The organism is Martinezella hainanensis (assembly GCF_900094555.1).
In the GTDB taxonomy this organism is placed as follows: Bacteria; Pseudomonadota; Alphaproteobacteria; order Rhizobiales; family Rhizobiaceae; genus Rhizobium; species Rhizobium hainanense.
This window is the reverse complement of the sequence record NZ_FMAC01000006.1, coordinates 467,011-484,559: the sequence shown is the minus strand read 5'-3', so window position 1 is coordinate 484,559 and position 17,549 is coordinate 467,011. Positions and strand designations below refer to the sequence as shown.

The 17,549-nt window shown below is 60.4% G+C and carries 13 protein-coding genes; 6 read left to right on the top strand and 7 right to left on the bottom strand.

The annotated features are described in order from the left end of the window. The first annotated feature begins 290 nt into the window (after positions 1 to 290). Entirely contained in the window at positions 291 to 1,205 is a 915-nt protein-coding gene (locus GA0061100_RS21350) for a hypothetical protein (RefSeq protein ID WP_143525488.1), read from the top strand. A 114-nt stretch (positions 1,206 to 1,319) separates the two neighbouring features. Here GA0061100_RS21350 and GA0061100_RS21345 read toward each other — a convergent pair whose 3' ends face one another. Both GA0061100_RS21345 and GA0061100_RS21340 read right to left on the bottom strand, forming a co-directional pair. After that, positions 1,320 to 2,531, bottom strand: coding sequence for an MFS transporter (locus tag GA0061100_RS21345; protein WP_075854721.1), 1,212 nt, complete (start codon positions 2,529 to 2,531; stop codon positions 1,320 to 1,322). Between the two features lie 12 nt (positions 2,532 to 2,543). Continuing rightward, positions 2,544 to 3,368 (bottom strand): aldo/keto reductase, encoded by an 825-nt coding sequence (locus GA0061100_RS21340; protein ID WP_075854720.1) that lies wholly within the window; start codon positions 3,366 to 3,368, stop codon positions 2,544 to 2,546. Positions 3,369 to 3,535: 167 nt separating this feature from the next. Between GA0061100_RS21340 and GA0061100_RS21335 the strand changes: the two genes are divergently transcribed. Both GA0061100_RS21335 and GA0061100_RS21330 read left to right on the top strand, forming a co-directional pair. Beyond that, positions 3,536 to 4,444, top strand: coding sequence for a LysR family transcriptional regulator (locus GA0061100_RS21335; RefSeq protein WP_075854719.1), 909 nt, complete (start codon positions 3,536 to 3,538; stop codon positions 4,442 to 4,444). Between the two features lie 96 nt (positions 4,445 to 4,540). Continuing rightward, entirely contained in the window at positions 4,541 to 5,983 is a 1,443-nt protein-coding gene (locus tag GA0061100_RS21330; protein ID WP_075854718.1) for a GAD-like domain-containing protein, read from the top strand. 295 nt (positions 5,984 to 6,278) lie between these two features. Here GA0061100_RS21330 and cueR read toward each other — a convergent pair whose 3' ends face one another. Both cueR and GA0061100_RS21320 read right to left on the bottom strand, forming a co-directional pair. Next, the gene (cueR, locus tag GA0061100_RS21325; protein ID WP_075854717.1) at positions 6,279 to 6,728 is read right to left on the bottom strand and encodes a Cu(I)-responsive transcriptional regulator; all 450 of its coding nucleotides are present in this window, start codon (positions 6,726 to 6,728) and stop codon (positions 6,279 to 6,281) included. Positions 6,729 to 6,784: 56 nt separating this feature from the next. Next, the gene (locus GA0061100_RS21320; RefSeq protein ID WP_075854716.1) at positions 6,785 to 9,277 is read right to left on the bottom strand and encodes a heavy metal translocating P-type ATPase; all 2,493 of its coding nucleotides are present in this window, start codon (positions 9,275 to 9,277) and stop codon (positions 6,785 to 6,787) included. Positions 9,278 to 9,436: 159 nt separating this feature from the next. On the opposite strand from GA0061100_RS21320, the gene GA0061100_RS21315 reads away from it, so the two are divergent. The 3 genes from GA0061100_RS21315 (at position 9,437) to GA0061100_RS21305 (ending at position 12,980) form a co-directional block, all read left to right on the top strand. After that, positions 9,437 to 9,631 (top strand): heavy-metal-associated domain-containing protein, encoded by a 195-nt coding sequence (locus GA0061100_RS21315; protein WP_075854715.1) that lies wholly within the window; start codon positions 9,437 to 9,439, stop codon positions 9,629 to 9,631. Between the two features lie 233 nt (positions 9,632 to 9,864). Further along, positions 9,865 to 11,343, top strand: coding sequence for a multicopper oxidase family protein (locus tag GA0061100_RS21310; RefSeq protein WP_075854714.1), 1,479 nt, complete (start codon positions 9,865 to 9,867; stop codon positions 11,341 to 11,343). Positions 11,344 to 11,645: 302 nt separating this feature from the next. Then, positions 11,646 to 12,980 (top strand): acetyl-CoA hydrolase/transferase family protein, encoded by a 1,335-nt coding sequence (locus GA0061100_RS21305; RefSeq protein WP_075854713.1) that lies wholly within the window; start codon positions 11,646 to 11,648, stop codon positions 12,978 to 12,980. Positions 12,981 to 13,140: 160 nt separating this feature from the next. Here the strand turns inward: GA0061100_RS21305 and GA0061100_RS21300 are convergent, their stop codons facing one another. The 3 genes from GA0061100_RS21300 to GA0061100_RS21290 form a co-directional block, all read right to left on the bottom strand. Continuing rightward, positions 13,141 to 14,232 carry a porin gene (locus tag GA0061100_RS21300; RefSeq protein WP_075854712.1) on the bottom strand — a complete coding sequence of 364 codons (1,092 nt, stop codon included), beginning with the start codon at positions 14,230 to 14,232 and terminating at the stop codon, positions 13,141 to 13,143. 390 nt (positions 14,233 to 14,622) lie between these two features. Then, a complete protein-coding gene (locus tag GA0061100_RS21295; RefSeq protein WP_083961400.1) occupies positions 14,623 to 15,828 on the bottom strand; it encodes an adenylate/guanylate cyclase domain-containing protein in 1,206 nt (401 codons plus the stop codon). Between the two features lie 30 nt (positions 15,829 to 15,858). Next, the gene (locus GA0061100_RS21290; RefSeq protein ID WP_075854711.1) at positions 15,859 to 17,481 is read right to left on the bottom strand and encodes an MDR family MFS transporter; all 1,623 of its coding nucleotides are present in this window, start codon (positions 17,479 to 17,481) and stop codon (positions 15,859 to 15,861) included. Between the last annotated feature and the right edge of the window lie 68 nt (positions 17,482 to 17,549).

Genomic DNA, 17,549 nt, shown 5'->3' with positions numbered 1-17,549 from the left:
TCCGGAGAATCTGAACACAGATGAGATGGAGAGGGTCTATCCGAAAGCAACTAGTGCTGGCAATACGAGCCGCGTCAAATGATCAGGCGGTCATGGCTTCAAGCCAATTCCGCCAGCCCGGCTCTGTGCCGTCAGAACAAAATTGACCGTCTGGACAAATAAGTTCGCTGACCTAACTCCACGGGTTGGACACGCATAAATCGTATCGCTCACTGTCCTCCAGCGGCATGGCGATTTGGGAATTTCATCTTTCATCCTTCGTCAACGGATCGAGAAACGGCAGATCAGATATGGGATTAGCACCGCTCACCAGGCCAACGGGCCAGACGCCGCAAACGGATTTGAACAGCTATAGGCTGATACCGCTCTCCAGCTGCCCTATTCTTGGGAGCGAGGCTGCATCGGGATTGCCATCCGGCGTGCTTTTTTCCGGCCGATCCTTCGAAGCGATGAGCGACAACTCCCTGTCCTGCTGCGGTCGCTATAATCTGAGGAACAGCCTGCATCAGGGCGTAGCCGCGATTGGCGATGACGGACATCTGATCTTTGCCGTCAACAGTTGGGTGAGCGGCCAGCGCTGCACGGTCATGGGTGCCTTCGACCCGATGGGCAAACCCGTTGAGCCGACCAAGCCCCAGCAGGATTTGCTTGGAAAGTATTTTCAGTCGCCCGAGCGTCCCATCGTTCTCGACTCGAAGGCCAAGAGCGACATCGGCTTCAAGACGAATGGGCTCAATCCGAATGTCGGCGTCTATGTCGGCAACAAGACCATCATCTTCGACCTCAACGCGCGGTCGTCTGATGGCAAGACCGAAGGCAGTGCCACGATAACGACGGACTTCAACGGCAAGGTTCAGGATCAGCTCTACAAGCTGTCGACCAAGGGTGACAATTCTTCCCTGAGTGGCAGCTATGAGCGCAAGGGTACGGAGATAAGCGAGACCCTGGACGCATCATGGGACAAATGGTCCGTGGGAGGCAAGCATTCCCGGGACGGCGCAAGCAGGAACCGCGAGCTCAATCTTTCCTATCGCGCGACGGACAAGATAACGATCAAGGCGTCCTGGAGGCCGGACGTGAAGCCGCCATCCACGCCTCCGCGCATAACAGACTATTCGATCTTCTCTGCCACTAACCATAACCCGCCGCCGGCAGCTCCCAACTACAGCAACTACATGATCACGCTCGAGATCAAGCTGCCTTGAACATGGCTGCTTCGATTGGGTTGAGCCGTCTGCGGCAATAGACCGTAGACGGCTCGCTTTTCGTGGGCAGGGTATCGAGAAACCTCGATACCTGATTGGCGGCCAGCGGATTGATCAGGCGCCGCAATTTGCCGGGAGCGACGACGATCTGCGGGTGCCGATCAACACCAGCGCCAGGCCGGCTGCGGCGAGCAGGCCACCAGCGATCGAAACCGCCGCATAGCCGAAGCCAAGGCTGATCACGGCAGCACCGGTTGCAGCCCCCAAGGCATTGCCGAGGTTGAAGGCCCCGACATTGATGGAGGAAGCAAGGCCCGGGGCCTCTGCTGCTGCTTCCATGACGCGCATCTGCACGGGCGGGACGATGGCAAATGCTGCGCCACCCCAAAGAAGCAGGCCGATGGCGGCACCCACGTGGGTGACCATCGCGAGCGGCAGCACGAACATGATGGCCGCGAGCAGAGCCAGGAAGATCTTGGTTGCGCCGTCGAGCGACCAGTCGGCCAGCCGGCCGCCCAGCCAGTTGCCGATCGTGAAGCCGACGCCGATCAGGACCAGCCCGAGGGTCACGAAGCTATTGGATGCGCCAGTGAGTTCGGTGAGCGCCGGAGCAACATAGGTGTACAGCGAGAACATCGCGCCTGCACCCATGACGGTGGTTGCCATGGCAATGAGCACCGTAGGATGAGTAAGCACGGCCAACTCCCTCCTGACATCGGGCATCGCACCGCGCTCGCCTTTCGGAAGAGCGATCCACAGCGCCGCGATGGCGGCGACGCCAATCAAAGCCGTCCCGGCAAAGGCCATGCGCCAACCGATTGCCTGACCGACCCAGGTCGCGGCCGGAACGCCGCCGATATTGGCGATTGTCAGTCCCATGAACATGGCTGCGACCGCACTTGCCTGCTTTTCCTTCGGTACCACGCTTGCCGCCACGACGGCACCGAGACCGAAGAAGGCGCCGTGATTGAGACTCGTGACGAGCCGGGCAAGCAGCAGTGTGAAATAGCCGGGCGCCATGGCCGACATGAGATTGCCGACCGTGAAGATGCTCATCAGCAGCATCAGCGCGGTGCGCTTGCCGAAGCGGCTGAAAGCCAGCGTCATGAAGGGCGCACCAACCATGACGCCGATCGCATAGGCACTGATCAGGAGGCCGGCGGTCGGGATCGAGACGTCGACCCCTTTGGCGATCACCGGGAGAAGCCCCATCGGCGAAAACTCGGTTGTACCGATGCCAAAGGCGCCGATTGCAAGGGCGAGAAGCGCCCATTGCGCATGAGAGGATGTTTGCGCCTTTTCGGCCGTCGAAACGTGGGCGTTCATGTTAAAATCTCCTTAGACATCCCATTCCGGAGCAAGGCCGGGAGGGCTGACGATCCGGCCATCCGGACGAGCGAGATTGGCGATGGCGGCCATATCGGCCTCGTCGAGGTTGAAGTCGAAGATCGCGATGTTCTCCTTGGCGCGCGCGGGATTGGCGGTCTTGGAGAGGGCGATGTGACCCTGCTGGATCAGCCAGCGTAGGCCGACCTGCGCAGCGCTCTTGCCGTATCGGGCGCCGATTTGCTGCAGCACCTGATCCTTCGGCACCGCGCCGTCGGCCATGCCGTAATAAGCGGTGATCGCAAGACCGCTTGCCTTTGCGACTGCGGCGAGCGCGTGCTGGGGCAGGTAGGGGTGGATCTCGACCTGATTGGTCACGATCGGCGTGCTGGAAAGCCTGACCGATTCGCGCATCTGCGCGATATTCTGGTTGCTGACGCCGACGAAACGGGTCTTGCCGGCGGCCTTCACCGTGTTCAGCATCTCGATCTGGTCGGCGACCGACACCTTGTCGGTCGGCCAGTGCAGCAGGAGCAGATCGACCCGGTCGGTCTTGAGCTTGTCGAGGCTCTCTTCGACCGAAGCGGCGAACTTCTCGTTGCTATAATTGTCGACCCAGACCTTCGTGGTCAGGAACAGGTCGTCGCGTCGTGCGCCGGCCGATTGAAGGGCTCGGCCGAGCGCTTCCTCGTTCTGGTAGATCTGTGCGGTGTCGAAATGACGGAAACCGGCCTCCAGTGCGGCCGGGATGACGCGCTCCACTTCTGCGTCCGACATACGGAAGACGCCGAAGCCGAGCGCGGGAATTGTTGCGCCATGGGCAGTAACGGTGAGCATCGAAAACTCCTTTTGAAAGCCTCGGCGGCTTTGGCCGCCTTGAATGGATCGAGCGCCGGATTCGAGGGCGCAATCTCTTCGGCCTATGAAATAGAGGGAGCATTCGCACTTGATAATTGGGTGAGTTTTCACATTATTTGTGAAACAAAATCAAAGACGGGTGTTTCATGGACAATCGTGCGGGCGAGATGCAGGTATTTCTTCGCGTGGTGGAAGCCGGTAGCTTTTCCGAAGCGGCACGCTTGCTGCGCATGACGCCGTCAACCGTCAGCAAGCTGATCTCACGCATCGAAGCAAGACTCGGCGTGCGGCTTGTCGAGCGTTCCACCCGCCGGCTGTCGCTGACCTTGGAGGGTCGGATCTATTATGAGCGCAGCCAGGCCCTGCTGCACGATCTCGACGAGGTCGAACAGGAGCTGGCGCAGGGTGCGACGACGACAGGTGGCACCCTGCGGGTCAACATCTCGGTAGCCCTGGGCGTGCTCGGCCTCGAGCCGCTCTTGCCGGAATTCTGGCGGATCTACCCCAATGTCGTGGTCGACCTTTCGCTATCCGATGAAATCGTCGACCTCTATCTCGACCGGACCGACATTGCCTTCCGGGTGGGATCCCTGCCGGATTCGGGAATGATAGCGCGCCGCATCGGCATTGCTCGCCGCAAGATCGTCGCCGCGCCCAGTTATCTCGATCGTTGTGGAATACCGCTGACGGTCGATGATCTCTCACGGCACAATTGCCTGGGATTTAATTTCCGCCGCCTTGCGCCCGTCTGGCCGGTTAGGGAAAGCGGCCGCATCGTCGATCGTGCCATGACGAGTTCGCTGCTTGCCAACAATGGCGAAACCGTGCGGCGTATGACGCTGGCAGGTGTGGGGCTTGCCCGCATGGGTGACTATCACGTCCGGGCCGACATTGCGGCCGGCCGTCTCATCGAGGTGCTCGCCGATGTCGTCGAGCCGGATGAAGAGCAGATTCACGCGGTCTTCCTGGGAGGTGCTCGCATGCCGCAGCGCGTGCGCGTCTTCCTCGATTTCGTCGTGCCGCGCCTCCGGCAATTCCTTGACGGGGAAGTCTGAGCCTGTCGCCCCGATCACATGGGCGACGGGAAGGTGTATGTGTGGCTGAGCGATCGGGCATCTTGTCCGATGGATGCTGCCGTCCATATACAACTTATGTTTGATCGTCTTGTTCTCCCATTTCGCCGCCCCGCTCTTCACTGCTTTATCGAAGCGCATCCGCCATCGCGGCAGGTTTCCCGAGCCGACAGTGAGCTTGTCGCCGCTTATGAAGGCGTTCTTCCCGCCAGCCTTCTCGAATTGTGGCGCCGCAAGGGGGTCGGATTTTATGGCGATATGCAACTCGCGCTGATCGACCCGCGGCCTTGGCAGGCCGTGCTTCACCGTTGGATCGTTTCGCCGCCGGATGATGTGCGGCGCATCCCGATTGCGCTGACGCCCTTCGGCGTCCTTCTCTATTACCGCAAGCTGACGGCAACCGACGAGGATGTTGTCTTCATCGATCCTGTATCGAAAAGGACGAGCGACCTGGCCTGGAGCCTCGACGAGTTCTTCAATCGGTTTCTTTGCGACAGGCAGTCGCTTGAATCCCTCATTTCGCCGACATTGGTACAATCGGCACGTAAGGACTGTGGGGCGCTTTCACCGGGTGAAGTCTATGAAATCGACCAGATGCTGTTTTCGATGCAGATGCTGCGGATCGCAAAGGTCGATGCCTTCGAGATGCATCGGCGTCTTCGCGACGCCGTCGATCCGCCGAAGCCGACAGCCGAGAAGCCGACGACCGTGGCCGATGCCCTGCCGGTCGAACATCGCACCACATTTGAGGATATCGCAGACGGGCAAGGCTTAGCCGGCTTATATCTGTCTTCCTATATCGACTGGCACAGGCTCTTGGCGCTCCGACCAGATGGGCGCTACAGCCTGTTGTTCTGGCGTATCCATTATCGGAGTTTGGAACGGGTCGACGTGCGTTTCTACACCGGGACCTACGAAATCTCAGGCAATGCCGACGGTGACGAGATCGTTGCGCTCGACATCGTCTTGCGCGCCGATTCCTCGGGTGGCGACGACAATGACGACCGTCTCGTGGCAATGCATTCGGGCGAAACCAGCCTCCTGCTGCGCGTCTACGAGCTGGGCGATATCGCAACGGCGATCGGCGGCTGGGACAAAATGGGGCGCAGCGAATATTATTTCCGCCGGGTCACACTACATGAGGCTTTCGTGGAAGAGCCGAGCGATGGCCGCGCGGCTCCGCCCTTTGACGATCTTCCGCACATCCTGCAGGCCATGATCCATGTCGAGCCGCTTCGTACCACGATCACCCATGTCGCCGATCCAAATCTTGACGAAGAGGACGATGGCGAAGGCACGGTCATGTGCACGCTCGATCTCGGCGAGGATGACGGACTGCGCTTCAACATGCCGCTTTACTCGCCTCCCGACACCGGCCGTCACCTCAAGGGCTGGATCTGGAAGATGGCGCCGCACGCCTGTGAGGTCGGGGTCAAATATCGCCGCGGTCAAGACGGCACCATCGAAGATGGTCCAGCGATCGGCGATATATTGACAACCCGTGCGCCGAGCGAGGGCTGAGTGTACCGATAGACGCAATTCTCGTGCCCCGCCTCACTTCGACGGCTTCTTCCTGAATTCTTCGCAGTCCGAGATCTCGCGGATCGACTGGCATCGGCCGCCCGCCGAGAGGCCGAGCGTCGAGGGTCGGCAACAAGCGCGCTGACGAACCGCAGCAGGACGCTGTTGTAAAAGGATCTGCATATGGGAATTGCTATCCAGGCTGGCAGGCACCCGCCGCCAGTCCTGTAGAGGCCGCAGGCCGGAAAGCTGCAGCGCCGCCGAATCGATGGCGGTTACATCGCCGGGTCCGCTCTCACTGCAGGGGCCGCGGGATTGCGCCGGTCCGCGGCCGGATCGCCGGGCTTTCGTCTTCCTGATCGGTCTCGAGCCGCTGCAGGATCGGGCAATGCGGGCGATGGTCGCCCTGGCAGGCATTCACGAGCATGGTGAGCGTATGCTCCATATCCTGCAGGTCGGCGATCTTTTTCTTCAGCGCTTCGATATGGCCCTGAGCCAGGCGCTTGACCTCCGCGCTCTGGCGGGTTTCGTCGCGCCAAAGTTCCAAAAGCTCACTGATTTCGGTGACGGCAAAGCCGAGATCGCGCGCCCGGCGGATGAAGCGCAGCATGTGGACGTCGGTATCCGAATAGTCGCGATAGCCCGACGCGGTTCTGCCGGCCGCCGGAATGAGGCCGGTCTCTTCGTAATAGCGGATCATCTTGGCCGAGACGCCCGATGCCTTTGCTGCCTGCCCGATATTCATGAATGTTCTCCTGACATAAGGCAGCCGGCCCGAAAAGGACCGGCCGCGTCCGATTGCTAGTTGATGACCCTGAAGCGACGTAGCCGCAGCGCATTGCCGAGCACGAAGACGCTCGACAAGGCCATGGCGCCGGCGGCAAAGACCGGCGAGAGCAAGATGCCGAAGGCCGGATAGAGGGCGCCGGCAGCGACCGGGATCAGGGCCGTGTTATAAGCGAAGGCCCAGAAGAGGTTTTGTCTGATGTTGCCGATCGTCGCCTTGGACAGGGCAATGGCGTTCGGCACGCCCTGTAGGCTTCCCGACATCAGGACGACGTCGGCCGCCTCGATGGCTATATCCGTGCCGGTGCCGATCGCAAGACCGACGTCGGCCTCGGCTAGAGCCGGCGCATCGTTGATGCCATCGCCGACGAAGGCCACCTTGCCGTGCTGGCGCTTGAGCCGGCGAACGGCCTCGACCTTGCCGTCGGGCAGCACTTCGGCCACGACCTCATCGATGCCAAGCCGTGCGGCGATGGCCTTGGCCGTGCGAGCATTATCGCCGGTAATCATTGCGACCTTCAGGCCGAGATCGTGCATCGCCTTGATCGCTGCCGGCGTCGTTTCCTTGATCGGATCGGCGACGGCAATGATTGCGGCGAGCTTGCCGTCGATCGCGGCATAAAGCGGCGACTTGCCCTCGTTGCCGAGACGTTCGGCGACTTCGCGGAAGCCTGTGACGTCAAGTCCGAGCTCGGCCATGTAGCGATCCGCGCCGATCTCGACACGTTTGTCGCCGGCCGTCGCCCGAACGCCGAAGCCTGTCACCGATTCGAAATCCGATACACTTGGCAGCGTCAGATCCTCGGAGATCGCCGCCTCGACGATCGCCCGGGCAATCGGATGCTCAGACTTTGCTTCTGCCGCCGCCACCAGGCGCAGCACGCCGGAGCGGTCGAAGCCCGCCGCCGGTTCCAGGTCGGTCAGCGCCGGCTTGCCCTCAGTCAGGGTGCCTGTCTTGTCGACGGCGACAACGCTCGCGTCCTTGAGCAGCTGCAGGGCTTCGCCCTTGCGGAAGAGCACGCCCAGCTCCGCACCGCGGCCGGTGCCGACCATGATCGAGGTGGGGGTGGCAAGCCCCATGGCGCAGGGGCAGGCGATGATCAGCACGGCGACTGCATTGACCAGCGCAAAGCTGAGAGCGGGTGACGGACCGAAATGGAGCCAGGCTGCGAAGGTGACGGCGGCCACGGCCATCACGGCTGGTACGAACCACATGGTCACTTTATCGACCATGGCCTGGATCGGCAGCTTCGAGCCCTGTGCCTCCTCGACCATGCGAATGATCTGCGACAGCACCGTATTGCCGCCGACGGCGGTCGCTTGGAAGGCAAAGGCGCCCTTCTGGTTGACCGTGCCGCCAACCACGTTACTGCCAATCGTCTTCAGGGCCGGGATGGGCTCACCTGTGATCATCGATTCGTCGACATAGCTCTCGCCCTCGATGAGTTCGCCATCGACCGGTACCCGTTCGCCTGGACGAACCTCGACGATATCGCCGGAAACGACCGAACCGATCGGTAGATCGGCGGCCCTGCCATCGCGCCGGACGCGCGCGGTCTTGGCCTGTAGGTTGACCAGGCGTTTGATTGCTTCGGAGGTGCGTCCCTTGGCCCGGGCTTCGAGCAGTCGGCCGAGCAGGATGAGCGTCACGATGACGGCCGCCGCTTCGAAATAGACGTTGATTGTGCCCGATGGCAGCAGGCCAGGCGCGAAGGTCGCAACTAGCGAATAGCCATAGGCTGCCAATGAGCCGACGGCGACCAGCGAGTTCATGTCGGGCGCAAGGCGCAGGAGCGCAGGAAGTCCCTTCTGGTAGAAGCGTATGCCGGGAACGAAAAGGACGAGCGTCGTCAGCGCAAGCTGGATGTACCAGCTCCGCTGCATCCCGATCGTCTCTGCCATCAGACCGTGGACGCCGGGAATGAGGTGCGATCCCATCTCCAGGAGAAAGACCGGCGTCGTCAAAATCGCGGCAACGATGAAATCGCGGGTGAGCTCTCGCCGTTCGGCGTCCTTCTTCTGCGCGCGCCCAGCCTCTTCGTCCCCTCGGTCGGCGCTTATAATTTTCGCCTCGTAGCCGGCGTTCTCGACCGCTGCGATCAGGCTTGCCGCGTCCGCCGCCCCTTTGATCGTGGCCCGCTCGGTTGCAAGGTTAACGGTGGCCTCACTCACGCCAGGCACGGTTTTCAGGGCGCGTTCGACGCTGCCGACGCACGAGGCGCAGGTCATACCCTCGATCGAAAGCTCGACGGAACCTGTCGCAGCGGTGAAATTCTCCGGGACGGAATAGCCGACATTTTCGACGGCCCGGACGAGTGCCGCGTGATCGATGCCTGCGTGTGTCGTGATGCTCGCCTTTTCGGTGGCGAGATTGACCGATACTGCATCGACGCCCGGCACGTTCTTCAAGGCGCGCTCGACGCTACCCACGCAGGATGCACAAGTCATGCCCTCGATAGGCAGAGATATGACAGTCGATAAATCCAATGGCCGAACTGAACTATTCATGGGAGGTCCTTTCACGCTCCGAATTTGATTGTGAAGGGAAGGTGAGGCTTCCAACCATTGGAAGGTCAATAGCATTTTTTTCGTCGGATGACACTTGACCTTACCATGGTTGGAAGCCCCACCTTGAGCGCCGTGAGATCAAAACCAAGGAGAATTCTCATGGAACTCAGAATCGAAAACATGACCTGCGGCGGCTGCGCCAAGTCCGTCACCAAGGCAATCCAATCCGTCGATCCAGACGCCAGGATCGAGACCAATCCTAACGCGCGCACCGTCAAGATCGAGACGGCTGCCTCTCAGCCGATGCTCCAGCAGGCTCTCGAACAGGCCGGCTATCCGGCAGTCGCAAACTGAGTGGTTCAGATTATGCACAGGCTCCCCGATCTTCATCGACGCAGGCCCGGTGAGTGCGCAGAGCCGGCGGAAGGCAAGATTGCCGTGATGAAGAGGCGGTGCGCCGAGCACGGCAATTGACGACCGGAAGGTGGCTCCTCGAAGTCACCTTCGACACAGAGACAAAAGGCGCGACACCGTGGCGAGCGGCCCTACGGGCGTATCGCTTCCAGGTGAGCAAGAGGAAGCAATCGATGTACCGACGTAGTTTTCTCGTGGGGCTGGCGGGCCTTGCGATTTCCGGGTCTGCCACGGCCCAGATGATGCACGACATGGGCAGCATGAGCGGAAACGGCGCTCACAACATGATGCCCAAGGCCGGCAACAAGCCCGTCTTGCCGGAAGGCCAGCCTCTGCGCGAGCTGCCACGCTTGATGAACGAGGCCAGCGAAGCCGGTCTGTTCAAGGCAAGGCTTGCCGCGGAGCAGGGGCTTGCTCGCTTCGCCGAGGGGCTCGATACGCCCGTGCTTCTCTACAACGGTGGAAATCCTGTGATCGAAGCGCATGAAGGAGACAGGATCGAGATCAGCTTCAAGAATGGCATTCCCGGCCAGCCGACCACGGTTCATTGGCATGGCATGCCGGTGCCCGCCGATCAGGATGGCAATCCCATGGAACCCGTCGCTTCGGGCAGCGAGCACATCTATGCTTTCGATCTGCCGGCGGGGAGTGCCGCATCCTATTGGTTCCATCCTCATCCGCATGGCCTTACCGCCGAGCAGGTCTATCGTGGGCTTGCAGGCATCTTCCTCGTGAAACCCAAGGATGACCCGATTCCCACCGAATATGGGGATACGGTCCTGATGTTCACCGATCTTCGGCTCGCCGAAGATGGAAGCATGCCGGAGAGCAACATGATCGATCTGATGAACGGGCGGGTCGGCGACCATGTGCTGGTCAATGGTCAGAAAAATCCGGTCCTGGCCGTGGCAAAGGGGGAGAAGCGTCGTCTGCGCCTCTTCAATGCGACGAATGCGCGGTTCCTGCGGCTGACATTCGAGAATGCCGACATGATGCTCGTGGGAACGGATGGGGGTCTTATCGAGGCTCCCGTCGGCGTCGGCGAGTTTCTGCTTGCGCCCGCCGAGCGCGTCGAGCTCATCGTATCGTTCGACAAGCCGGGAGCGGCAAAGCTCACCACGCTCGACTATGAGCGGGGGTGGATGGGGCCGGGCAAGCCCGAAGAGGCCGGCATGACCTTGCTGACGGCGAATGTCTCGGAGGTGGCAGCGCCGTCCGTGCCGCCGCTGCCGGCGAAGCTGCGCACCATTGAACCCCTCGCCGCGCCGGCGGTCACGCGCCGCTTTGCGCTAACGGAATCCATGGGCGGCATGGAGATGAAGTTCCTCATCAACGGCGCCAGCTTCGACATGAACCGCGTTGACGAAGTCTCGAAGGTCGGGCAGGTCGAGCTTTGGGAAATTGCCAACCAGGCGGATATGGATCATCCGTTTCATGTCCATGGGACGCAGTTCCAGGTTGTCGAACGCGTAAAGGATGGGGCGGTCGCCAAGCCACCCTACCGGGCCTGGAAGGATACCGTGAACGTTGCGGCTGGCGAGACGGTGCGTATCCTGTTGCGACAGGATTTACCGGGGCAGCGCATGTATCACTGCCACATCCTCGAGCATGAAGATCTCGGTATGATGGGCACAATCGACGTAGAGGCCTGACGACCTCCACCGTCAATCGCAGCCTGGAGGGAGGATTGACATTATCCCTCCTGTTTCCCTGACCTTTGGAACTTGTCCTTGATGAGGTTGCGGTGTCGGCCGCGATTCGAAGGTTGGGCCCGATTTCGCTTTCGCCGGTGTACGCGTGATGTTCGGGTCTTGCGCAAACAGCAGGTTAGGCGCTTTTATGTAAGCGCGTCCTATTGCAGCGAAAGCGCTCGCAACGGCCTCGGAGGAGGGCCGTATGCGATCTCGCAGTGGATGCCAATTGTGCTGACGGTGGCATTCAAGGGGAGGACTCGATGGCCGCTAATCATCAGACGCAATATCGCGAACGCGTGCGCTCTGCACATGAGGCCGTTGCCTTGATACCATCCGGCGCGAAGATCGCCATGCCGATCGCTGCCGGTCAGCCGCCTGCCATTCTTGCGGCGCTGGCCGAGCGTGCTCGGGCGGGGGCGGTGGACAACATCCGGCTCTACTACCTGCTCTGTACAGGCGTCGCCGGCTCCAGCGTGCTCGACTTCGACTTGCGCGACCGCATCATTCCCATGAGTTATTTTCATGGAGCGGTGGATCGTGCCCTCGATAAGAGGCGAATGGCGGAAATGTTGCCCGCTGGCGACCTTGTGCCGTGCCACTTCAGTCAGGTGCCGCGCTCGCTGGTCGAGCATGTCGGCGTCGATACGTTGGTCGCAACCGTCTCGCCCATGGATGCGGACGGGAATTTCAGCCTCGGCGCCAGTACGGATTATGCGCTTGCGGTCGCTCGCAAGCCGGGAACTCGGCTGATCCTCGAAGTCAATGCCAACATGCCCTATGTGCGCGGCAATTGCATGATCCCCGTGTCGAGCGTCACGGCTCTGGTCGAGAACGACGCAAGTTTGCCGGTGCTCCCTGCTGCGCCCCGTTCGGAAGTCGATGATGCCATCGGCGCCATCATTGCCGGGCTTGTGGACGATGGCGATTGTCTGCAGATGGGCATTGGTGCATTGCCCGATGCTGTTTGTGCCGGTCTCTCCCACCATCGCCACGTCGGTATCCATACCGAAATGATGACATCGGGACTTGCCGCGCTGGTCAAGGCGGGCGTGGTCGACAATAGCCGCAAGCAGATCCATGTCGGGCGAACCATCTTCACCTTTGCGCTGGGCGACAAGCCGCTTTACGATTTCCTGAACGACAATCCCCATGTCGAAGCGCATCCCGTCGACTACGTGAACAATCCGTTCGTCATCGCGCAGAATGATCGTATGGTGTCAGTCAATGCGACGATGCAGATCGATCTCAACGGGGCGTGCAATTCCGAATTCGTCAATGGAAGGCAGTTCAGCGGCTCGGGTGGGCAGGTGGATTTCGTCCGCGGCGCCTATGGCTCACGCGGCGGCCGCTCGATCATCGCCTGCCATGCGACGGCGGCCAAGGGAACGCTTTCGCGTATCGTTCCGACGCTGACAGGGCCGGTAACGACATCACGCAACGATATCCATATCGTCGTGACGGAATATGGCTGGGCCAATCTCAAGGGTAAATCGGTGGCAGAGCGGGCAAAAGCGATGATTGCGCTTGCCCATCCCGATTTCAGGGAAGAGCTGGATCGAGCCGCCCATCAGGCGGGATTCTACGCGCCGGATTGACGTAATCATCGTTGATCTTGCTTGGGCAATAAGAAGGACCCGGAGGGAAACCGGATCCTTCCGGCTTTGATCGGAGGTCAACCGATCACTTTGAGAAGCCTGATGGATCGGTACATCAGGCTTCCCGTACCCGGTCCCAGGTAGACCAGGTAATTCGGTATTAGAAGCTACGCTGGAAGCGCAGGATACCAGCCCACTGATCCTGGTTCACAGAATCGAAGTTGGTGTAGGAGACTTCCGGCTCGATGAGCAGGTTCTTAACCGGGTTCCACTTGACGTTCGTCGTAGCGGCGAAGATCTTGGAGTCGGTGTAGGCGAGCTGCAGGTTCCACTTCAGCTTTTCGTTGATCGGAACGCCAACGCCGCCCCAAACTGCCCAGTCACCCCAGCCGCACTTCGATGGATCGTTAGCCGGGCAAGCCGAGCGATCGAGGTTGGTGCCAGCGTACTTGTTGAGGTTGTCGCCGTTGGTGTTCCAGCCGCCCATCAAGAAGGCCGAGAAGACGCCGAAGTCAGCATCGACGCGAGCCTTGATAGCGCCTTCCGACTTGATCGAGTCGTAACCGCCAACGACCTTGAAGCCCCATGCGCCGGACTTGAAGCCAGCACCGGCAACAACGTCAGGAGCGTAGTGGTTGGCCTTGTCGTCGGATGCCCAGCTTGCGCCATAGGCAGCGCCCGAGCCGCTGGAGTTGGTGTCTTCGAGCGAGACCACAGCCGTGAAGCCGTTGCCGGCATCGTAGTTGTAGGTCAACTGGTTGAGTTCGTACGGGCCGTCATAGATCACGTCGTCGTTGATGACGTCGCCGGCATAACCGATGTAGGAGTTATACTGCGAGTCTGCCTTACCGACGAGGAAACCGCCGAGGCTGATGTTGGCCCAGAGCAGCTTGGTGCTGGTGCTGTTGCCTTCCTGCCAGTCCCAACGGATGACCGTGTTGGTCTTCAGCGGGCCGTATTCGGTGTCGGTTGCGGTGTCGAGGCTCAGCTGAGCGCGGGTATGCCACAGCGTACCGTTATGGCTGTTGGCATTGTAGGCGTCGTACCACTTGCCTTCGGTACGGACCATGCCGCCGACCTTGAGGCAGGTTTCGGTACCGGGAATGAAGAAGTAGCCTGCACCGTATGCGTCGCAGATACGGACGTATTCCAGCGGCTCCGGCTCAGCTGCTACGATAGCGTCAGCCGCGTGAGCACCGGATACTGCTGCCAGAGCGGCAGCGGAGCCGAGAAGAAGGCTCTTGATGTTCATTGTAAACTCCTGGTTGTAACTATTCGTACGTAATCCAAGGAGCGAGCATAATAGGCCATCCTGAAAGTGCTCCCCATAAACAGGAAGCAAAAAACAGGCACTGCATTTGCAATAGACTGCCGGTACTATCCCCACCCCGATGGAACCTCGTTAGCTGGCGGCTGAAACAACACCCCACCAGATCGCAAGCCAATTAGGTCCTGAAGAAAGAGCTATATACATTCGGATTGTTTGTAAATCTGAGCTGGAGCCATTCAGAAACGGAAAAAGCGGTTGTTGATTTAATGCAACACATGCTTGACGAGAAAACTCAGACGGGAAGTCCAGCCAGGCAATCGGCCTACCGACGGAATGCCCCGAAGGCTCATCTCTCTCGCCTCATCGGCAGCTTCAATATGCGATCGCGAACAACTCCATCGCCTTGGCAAAGCCTTTCAGCTGCCGCCGCCCGATCGAGATTGCATCGGTGATATCGGCCTTTTGCTGGAATGGGCCGGACATCAGAAGCGCTTTACCGCTTTCGCTACAGACGTTCTGAATACGGCTGACGATATTGACGTCAGGGCCGATCAAGGTGAAATCCAGGCGGTTGCCGGAGCCGACATTGCCGTAGCTCACCTCGCCATAGTGCAGCGCAATGCCGGCCTTGACGTGGATGCCGTCATATTCGAAGCCGCCTATTTCACCGAGGATTGTTTTTGCTGCCGTCAGCGCGGCATTGCAGGCTCCGGTCGCATCGATGCCTGGAAAGAATGCCAGAACCGCATCGCCCATGAATTTCAGTACTTCTCCGCCTTCATGGGTAATCGCCGGCACTACCTTGTCAAAATAGGCGTTCAAGAGCCCAAGCACGGTCTCGCCGGGCAGCCGATTGGAAAGCTCGGTGAAGCCGCGCAGGTCGCACAGTAGAAGTGCTGCCTCCATCGATTCGATTTCCCCGCGACGGATGTGTCCGGCCAGGATGCGGCTTGCCGTCATCGGACCGATGTAAGTGTCGAGAAGGCTGAGTTCGCATTGTCTGAGAACACGTAGCTCGCAGGTGTTGCGCAATGCCGGCAGGATGCGTTCGATCAGGTCCTGCTCGCTGGATGTGAAGCCGCCGGGCCGCCGCGTGGCGAAGACGGCGCTGCTGATCGGCCCGTCGGCATTGCAAAGCGGTGCCACGATCAGTTGAACCAGCCCTCGGCCGGAAAATATGTCGATATGCTGCCAGCGCCCATGGGGGCTCTCGCCGGGACCGACGATGAGCGGCTCGCGCATTTCCTGTGCCTTCATAAGCGGCGTATTGGCGAGCGCGAGGCGCGAGCCATGTTCGCGATCATGGATCTCGACCGGCTCGCCGGGAGCCCAGGCGAAGGTGCGGCCAATGAATTCGGGATGCAGCGTCGTCAGGTGCAGCGTCAATCGATCGACGGGAAGCCCAACGGCCTGCAGGCGACGGCCGAGCCCGGCAACGAGGCCGGCCTCATCGAGAGCATGGCATTCGTCGCCCGTCAGCCATTCGATCAGGTTTAAGGTAGCCGCGGTGTTGACGCCGCCGCGGTCCGTTCTGGAATTGACGTTTGCGGTCTTCGGCATGTCATGCAGCAAAGTCATGGCTATCTCCTCCTCTTTGAGGTGCGGCGCTCAGTGTGCCGCACCGCCGGAAAGGTGGCCGGGTTTCTTCAGAAGCAGGCTGGCGATGAGGGCGATGACCAGCGCGACGCCGAGCAGATAGAAGGTGTCGCTGAAGGCCATGATATTGGCCTGCGCGCGCAGATCGGAGGCGATGGCGACGATCGCCTTGTGCGTGGCAAGCGCCTGATCGCTCACCCCATGGTTCATGAAATAGTTGGTCAATTTTGCTACCCGGTCGCGGGTTGCCTCTTCGAACACAGAAACGGAATTGGTGAGAATGTTCGAGTGGAATTGCTCGCGCTTGGTAAGGAAGGTCTGCAGCGCCGCAATGCCGACCGCGCCGCCGAGATTGCGCATCATGTTGAAGAGCGCCGAGGCGGAGCCGGCATTTTCCTGTTCGATCCCGGCCGTTGCAATCGCAGTCAGCGGCGTGAAGGCGAGCGCCTGGCCGATGGCACGCACGATGTTCGGCCAGAAGAGCTGGTCGCTGGCATAGTTGCCGGTCATGTGGACATTCATGAAGTTCGAGGCAGCAAAGAGCGCGAAGCCAACTACGATCAGCAGGCGGGCATCGACACGCTTCATCAGCCGCGGCACCAGCGGAATGAGGATCAGCTGTGGAATACCGGTCCAGGCAAGCACCATGCCGATCTGCTCGGAGTTGTAGCCCTGGATGCGTGTCAGGTAGATCGGCAGGATGAAGACCGAGCCATAGAGCGCGATGCCCAGCAGGAAATTGGCAACGATGCCGAAGCCGAAATTGCGGCGAACCAGCAGACGCAGATTGAGGAGCGGATGGGCGGCGCGAAGCTCGATGATGAGAAAGAGCGTCAACGAGATCGCGGCGATGACGGAAAGACGGACGATGAACGGCGAGCCGAACCAGTCGTCCTTGTTGCCTTCCTCAAGCACGGTCTGCAGTGCGGCAAGGCCGACTGCCATGGTGATGATGCCCGGCCAATCACCCTTGGCGAGCAGTGAAAGGTTCATCGGCGCACGGTCAAGCGAAGCCCAGAGCATGCCGACCATGAGAATGCCGGGTACGAGATTGACGTAGAAGATATATTCCCAGCCCCAGTTTTCGGTGAGGTAACCGCCGATGGTCGGGCCGATTGCCGGCGCGAAGGTCGCCGAAAGGGCAAAGAGCGCAAGGCCGATCGGCTGCTTGGGTTTCGGCAGCAGCGTGATGATGATCGTGAAAGCCATCGGGATCAGCACGCCGCCGGAAAAGCCCTGTATGGCGCGCAATATGATCATCTGCTGCAGGTTGGCCGCAAAGGCGCAGCCGACCGAAAAGACCAGGAAGAGGATGGCATTGGTCAGCAGGTAGATGCGGACGGAAAAGACGCGGGCAAGCCAGGCGCTAAGGGGAATGACGACGATCTCGGCGATCAGATAGGAGGTCGAGATCCAGCCGCCGTCATCCGTTCCGGCGCCGATCGCGCCCTGGATGTCGGCCAGCGAGGCATTGACGATCTGGATGTTGAGAACGGCCATGAAGGCACCAAGTGTCGAACCGACCACAGCGGTCCACATGCGCAGCGGGCTCATGGCAGGTCCGGCAACGGGAGTGGTTGCAGCGCCCTGGGATACGGCTGAATTGTTGTTTGCGGCGATCTGAAGAGTGGCCACGACGCGTCTCCTTCCGGGGTCATGTCGGAATAATCTCATGACGATGCTGAGCTGATAATCGACGAAGA